The organism is Corynebacterium sp. (genome assembly GCF_030535495.1).
In the GTDB taxonomy this organism is placed as follows: domain Bacteria; phylum Actinomycetota; class Actinomycetes; order Mycobacteriales; family Mycobacteriaceae; genus Corynebacterium.
Genome location: NZ_JAUNRW010000131.1, coordinates 1 through 5,151, shown reverse-complemented (window position 1 = coordinate 5,151; position 5,151 = coordinate 1). Strand labels below are relative to the sequence as shown.

5 protein-coding genes are annotated in these 5,151 nt (G+C 66.3%); 3 read left to right on the top strand and 2 right to left on the bottom strand.

What is annotated here, in order from left to right; translation table 11 throughout:
• Window positions 1-5: 5 nt before the first annotated feature.
• On the bottom strand, window positions 6-746 hold the full coding sequence (locus tag Q4F73_RS11370) for a GntR family transcriptional regulator (RefSeq protein WP_303359455.1): 741 nt from the start codon (window positions 744-746) through the stop codon (window positions 6-8).
• Window positions 747-860: 114 nt separating this feature from the next.
• On the opposite strand from Q4F73_RS11370, the gene Q4F73_RS11365 reads away from it, so the two are divergent.
• The 3 genes from Q4F73_RS11365 to Q4F73_RS11355 are packed head-to-tail and all read left to right on the top strand — an operon-like array spanning window position 861 to window position 4,081.
• Complete coding sequence (locus tag Q4F73_RS11365) at window positions 861-1,745, top strand: AEC family transporter (protein ID WP_303359454.1); 885 nt, start codon at window positions 861-863, stop codon at window positions 1,743-1,745.
• A gap of 13 nt (window positions 1,746-1,758) precedes the next feature.
• The gene (locus Q4F73_RS11360; protein WP_303359453.1) at window positions 1,759-2,259 is read left to right on the top strand and encodes a hypothetical protein; all 501 of its coding nucleotides are present in this window, start codon (window positions 1,759-1,761) and stop codon (window positions 2,257-2,259) included.
• Window positions 2,260-2,278: 19 nt separating this feature from the next.
• Complete coding sequence (locus Q4F73_RS11355) at window positions 2,279-4,081, top strand: BCCT family transporter (protein WP_303359452.1); 1,803 nt, start codon at window positions 2,279-2,281, stop codon at window positions 4,079-4,081.
• Between the two features lie 73 nt (window positions 4,082-4,154).
• On the opposite strand, the gene Q4F73_RS11350 is transcribed toward Q4F73_RS11355, so the two are convergent.
• A complete protein-coding gene (locus Q4F73_RS11350) occupies window positions 4,155-5,138 on the bottom strand; it encodes an LLM class flavin-dependent oxidoreductase (protein WP_303359456.1) in 984 nt (327 codons plus the stop codon).
• Between the last annotated feature and the right edge of the window lie 13 nt (window positions 5,139-5,151).

The window sequence follows — 5,151 nt, the reverse complement described above, 5'->3', positions numbered from 1 at the left end:
GATCGTCACACCGGGGAGAAGTGCGCCGGCGAGGGGGTACCGCGCACCGCGTTGAGGCTGAGGGCGAGGTGCTCGGCGGGGAAGTAGTGGTCGGCGTAGGAGATGAGCTGGCCGTACTGGTCGGACGTGGTCATCCGGAGCCGCAGCAGGGGATCGCCGACGGCGATGTTTAGCAGCTCCGCCTGCTCCTGCTCGGCGACCGTGGCGCTGACGAACTGGGCCAGGTTGTCGACGGTGACGTTGCGGGCCAGCAGGTGCTTGTACACGGAACCGTTGTCGGTGTCGAAGTCGAGGACGTGCCGTCCGATGTCGACGGGGAAATAGGTCGTCTCGATGGCGACGGGCATGTCATTTGCCGTGCGCAGCCGGCGCAGGACGATGAGGTGCGCACCGGCCTCCAGCCGCAGGTGGGTGGCTGCGTCATTGTCCGCGGGCTGCCGGGCGAGCAGCAGAGTCTGCTGCCCGGGAGTGTGGCCGTGGGCCTCCAGCCAGGAGGTGATGGACAGGGAGGTGTCGAAGCTGCAGTTCGAGGAGCGGGCGAGGACCGTCGAGCGGCGACCGCGCCCGGTGGAGATCAGGCCTTCGGTCCGCAGCATCATCATCGCCTGCCGGACCGGGCCGCGCGAGGATCCGAACTGGGCGCAGAGTTCCGCCTCGGAGGGCAGTTCGTCGCCGGTCTGGAGACGCCCATCGTCGATCGCCTCGCGGATGTGGGAGGCGATCTTCTGGTAGTGCTGCGGAGCCATGTCAGTGGGAACCTCGTCGTGGGGAGCTTTTCAAATAACTATACATTTCCGGTGCAAGTAAATCCATGCGCGAGTCGAGGGTAGCGCATCGAAGATGCCTTAAGGTTAGCCCTCATGGTTGATGTTCTGTCGGGGTTCGGCGTCGTGGTGACCGTCATCGCCGTCGGCTACCTGCTCGGGCGCACGGAGGCGCTGGGTCCGCACGCCCGCCGGGTCCTGGCGAATCTCGTCTACCTGGTGGCCACCCCGGCATTGCTGCTGGACATTCTCCTGCGCACCGACCGCGGGGTGATCTTTTCCGAGAACTTCCTCGTCATCGCCGGCTCGGCGCTCATCGCGGGGCTGCTGGGCTTCCTCCTCTTCCGGATCCGGGGACGATCAGTCCCGGACAGCGTCATCGGCATGTTGAGCGCCTCGTATGTCAACGCCGGCAACCTGGGGATTCCGCTTGCCGTGTACATTCTTGACGACGCCGCCGTCGTCGTCCCCGTCATCCTCTTCCAGGTCGCGATGTACGCGCCCGTCGCGTTGAGCACCCTCGACCTGCTGCACGACTCTGGGTCGCTGCGCAATGTGCTGGTGGCGCTGCGCAACCCGATGCTGCTCGCGGCGCTGGTGGGTCTGTTTCTTCCCGTCCCGGGGATGTTCCACGAACCGGTGGCCCTGCTGGCCGGGGCCGCTGTCCCGGTGGCGCTGCTGGTGTTCGGCATGTCGCTGGTGGGCACCCGGGTGGCGCTGGGCGGGGATGTCCTGCTGGCGGTGGCGGTGAAGAACATCGTCCACCCCGTGGTCGCCGGCCTGCTGGCCTACGGTGTCTTCGGTTTGAGCGGGCCGGCGTTGCTCTCGTTGGTGATCCTGGCGGCCCTGCCGACGGCGCAGAATGTGCTCACCTATGCCCTGCGTTTCCGGACCAACGAGGTGCTGGCGCGCGATGTCGGGGTGGTCTCCACCCTCGTGTCGGTTCCCGTTCTCATCGTGGTGGCGCTGGTGCTTGGGTAGCATCACACCCATCATGGACACCCTCCGACTGCGGTCGACTCCCCGCTACCTGGCCACCAGCCGGGTCGTGGTGGTGTTCTGTCTTTTTCTGCTCGTGCTGGTCCCGTTGCTCGTGGGACTGCTGCTGGCCGCACGGACCGCGCCCTGGCCGGTGCTGTTCTTCGTCGCCGCCGCGGCGCCGGCGTTCGGTCTCCTCGCGGCGGCGGTCATGCTCGCGGCACGGTTGTGGCGGCGTTCCCGGCCCGTGCTGCTTATCGACGATCACCTCACCATCCCCCGCACCGGCATCCGCTTCCCCCTGGACAAGCTCGCTCACCTGCAGCTCTACAACCGGGGCGGGGTCACCCACCTGGTGCTGCTGCCCGGTCACGTCAGCGAGCGGGTGCCCGCCCGCGCCGTCGACCCCTACACGGTGGCTTTCCCCGCGGGGGCCAACTATCTGCCCCTGGAATTCGTGGAACTGGTGGGGCAGCGGGTGAGTGGGGTGGGAGTCGATAAGTTGGGAACACTCTGAGGCCTGACATTATGGATGCATGACATCCAGAAAATTCAGGCTCGAATCTGATCCGTTCGTGCTCATCGGCGCGCTGGGGTTCATCGTGGCGTTCGTCATCAGCACCATCGCGCTGGGTGAGACCGCCCAGGTGGCGTTCGCGGACGTCGCCGACGGACTCATGGCGAACCTCGGCTGGTTCTACATCGGTGGCGTGTCCATGGTGTTCATCTTCCTCATCGTGGTCTTCGTCTCCCGCTTCGGCCGGGTCAAGCTCGGTGACGATGAAGCCGATGCCGAGTATCCGTTGCCCGTGTGGTTCTCCATGCTCTTCGCGGGCGGCATGGGCGCCACCCTGATGTTCTGGGGTGTGGCCGAGGCGATCAACCACGCGTGGAACGTCCCGATGGCCAATGCCGAGCGCATGAGCGACGCCGCCATCCACCAGGCCTTCGCCTTCACCTACTACCACTTCGGCATCCACATGTGGGTCATCATGACCCTCCCCGGACTCGCCCTCGGCTACTTCATCTACAAGCGCAAACTCCCGCCGCGCCTGTCGAGTGTCTTCGCGCCGCTGCTGGGCGGACGCATCTACGACTGGCCGGGCAAGATCATCGACATCGTGGCCATCATCGGCACCATCTTCGGCATCGCGGTCTCCGTCGGCCTCGGTGTCCTGCAGATCAACGCCGGCATGAACATGCTGTGGGGCGTGCCCCTGGTCAGCTGGGTGGAGATGGCCATCATCGGCTTCATCACCCTCGTCGCCTGCCTGTCGGTCGCCTCCGGCCTCGACCGCGGCATCAAGCTGCTGTCCAACATCAACATCGGCCTGGCCGTGGTGCTCATGCTCTTCATCCTCGTCACCGGACCGACGCTGACGCTGCTGAAGTTCATTGTCGAATCCTTCGGCATCTACGCCTCCACGATGCCGGAGATCATGTTCTGGATGGATTCCTTCAGCCACAACCCGGGATGGCAGGGCAACTGGACCGTCTTCTACTGGGCCTGGTCGATCTGCTGGTCGCCCTACGTCGGTATGTTCATCGCGCGTATCTCACGCGGACGCACGGTGCGTGAGTTCATCGGTGGTGTCCTGCTGCTGCCGACGTTGTTCGTCACCATCTGGTTCGCCATCTTCGGCCGCGCCGGCATCGAGGCCGAGCTCAACGACCCCGGCTTCCTCACCGGCCCCGTCGTGGAGGAAGGCAACGTCCCCTTCGCCCTCTTCGGCCTCCTGGAGGCCTACCCGCTCACGGCCGTAACGGCCGTGCTGGCCATGGCCGTCATCGTCATTTTCTTCATCACCTCCATCGACTCCGCCGCCCTGGTCGTCGACATGTTCGCCACCGGCGAGGAGGAGAAGACACCGACCTACTACCGCGTCGGCTGGGCGCTGTCCATCGGTGCGGTGACCGGCTCGCTGCTGCTCATTTCCCCGGAGACGGGTATCGCCACCTTGCAGGAGGTGGTGATCATCGTGGCGCTGCCGTTCTTCGTCATCCAGATGATCATGATGTACTCCCTGCTCAAGGGCATGATCGATGACTCGGCCGCCCCGAAGCAGCTGCGCACCCGCCAGTGGGAGAAGACCGACACCGCCGAGAAGCTGCTGGCCAGCGAGGCCCGTCCCTCCCCGGGCTTCGACGCCGAGGGCAATCCGCTGCCGACGCCGGTCCTGGAGCACGACGAGGACGGCAACATCGTCATCCCGGGCAACGTGGTCATCGGCGGTGACCTCGGTGTGGTCGGGGACCTCACCGACGACCCGGACGAGGCCGCCGAGATGGAGGAGAGCTTCCGCATCATCGAGCAGACGCGCCCCCGCCCCGTCGACTAGGAAGGCGGCATAGTACACCGCGAAGGCCCCATTTCGGCAAGGAATGAGGGCCTTCGCGGTACGTTTTGCTGGACTAGAGTCCCCAGGCCGCCGCGAGGATCTCCATCCCGCGGGTGGTCTCTGCCTCGGAGGTGCCCTGCAGGGAGATCATCAGCTCGTCGGCCTGGGCGGTCCGCGCGAATCCCGTGAGGTAGTCGCCGACCTGATCCTCGGTGCCCACGGCGGTGTAGCGGAGCATGTCGATGATCTGGCGGCCCTGGTGGGAGGCGATGATCTGGTCGAGCTGCTCCTCGGTCAGGTGACGTCCCCGCCCGGCCATCGCCTTCACCCGCTGGCGGTAGACGCCCTCGAGCTGGCGCACCGCGTCGGCCTCCGAGTCGGAGGCGACGACGTTGACCGCGGCGATGACATAGGGCTCGGCGTGCTTCTCCGAGGGCTGGAAGTTCTCCCGGTAGGTCGCCACCGCGTGCTCCAGGTGGGTGGGGGCGAAGTGGGAGGCGAAGGCGTAGGGCAGGCCGAGCTGGGCGGCCAGCGTGGCGCCGTAGAGCGAGGACCCGAGAATGTAGAGCGGCACGTCGGTGCCGGCCCCCGGGATGGCGTCCACGCCGGGGATGCGGGAACGCCCCGCCAGGTAGCCCTCCAGCTCCATGATGTCCTGGGGGAAGTGCTCCGCCGCGTTGGGGTCGCGGCGCAGGGCGCGTCCGAGGGTGTTCATGTCCGTGCCGGGGGCACGGCCCAGGCCCAGGTCGATGCGGTCGGGGTACATCTCGGCCAGGGTGCCGAACTGTTCCGCGATGACGTAGGGGGAGTGGTTGGGCAGCATGACACCGCCGGAGCCGAGGCGGATGGACTCGGTGTGGGCGCCGACGTGGGCGATGACCACCGCCGGGGCAGAGGAGGCGATGGTGGGCATGTTGTGGTGCTCGGCGTACCAGATGCGCGCAAAGCCCAGGCGTTCCGCACGCTGGGCCATGTCCACCGAACGCTTCATCGAGTGGCGGGCGGTCTCCCCGGGGTAGATGTGGCAGAAGTCAATGAGCGACAGAGAAGTAGACATGTCCTCATCGTAC

Excerpts from the sequence above, each read along its gene's own strand:
- Q4F73_RS11370 (WP_303359455.1), bottom strand. The coding sequence starts at position 746 with ATGGCTCCGCAGCACTACCAGAAGATCGCCTCCCACATCCGCGAGGCG.
- Q4F73_RS11365 (WP_303359454.1), top strand. The coding sequence starts at position 861 with ATGGTTGATGTTCTGTCGGGGTTCGGCGTCGTGGTGACCGTCATCGCC.
- Q4F73_RS11360 (WP_303359453.1), top strand. The coding sequence starts at position 1,759 with ATGGACACCCTCCGACTGCGGTCGACTCCCCGCTACCTGGCCACCAGC.
- Q4F73_RS11355 (WP_303359452.1), top strand. The coding sequence starts at position 2,279 with ATGACATCCAGAAAATTCAGGCTCGAATCTGATCCGTTCGTGCTCATC.
- Q4F73_RS11350 (WP_303359456.1), bottom strand. The coding sequence starts at position 5,138 with ATGTCTACTTCTCTGTCGCTCATTGACTTCTGCCACATCTACCCCGGG.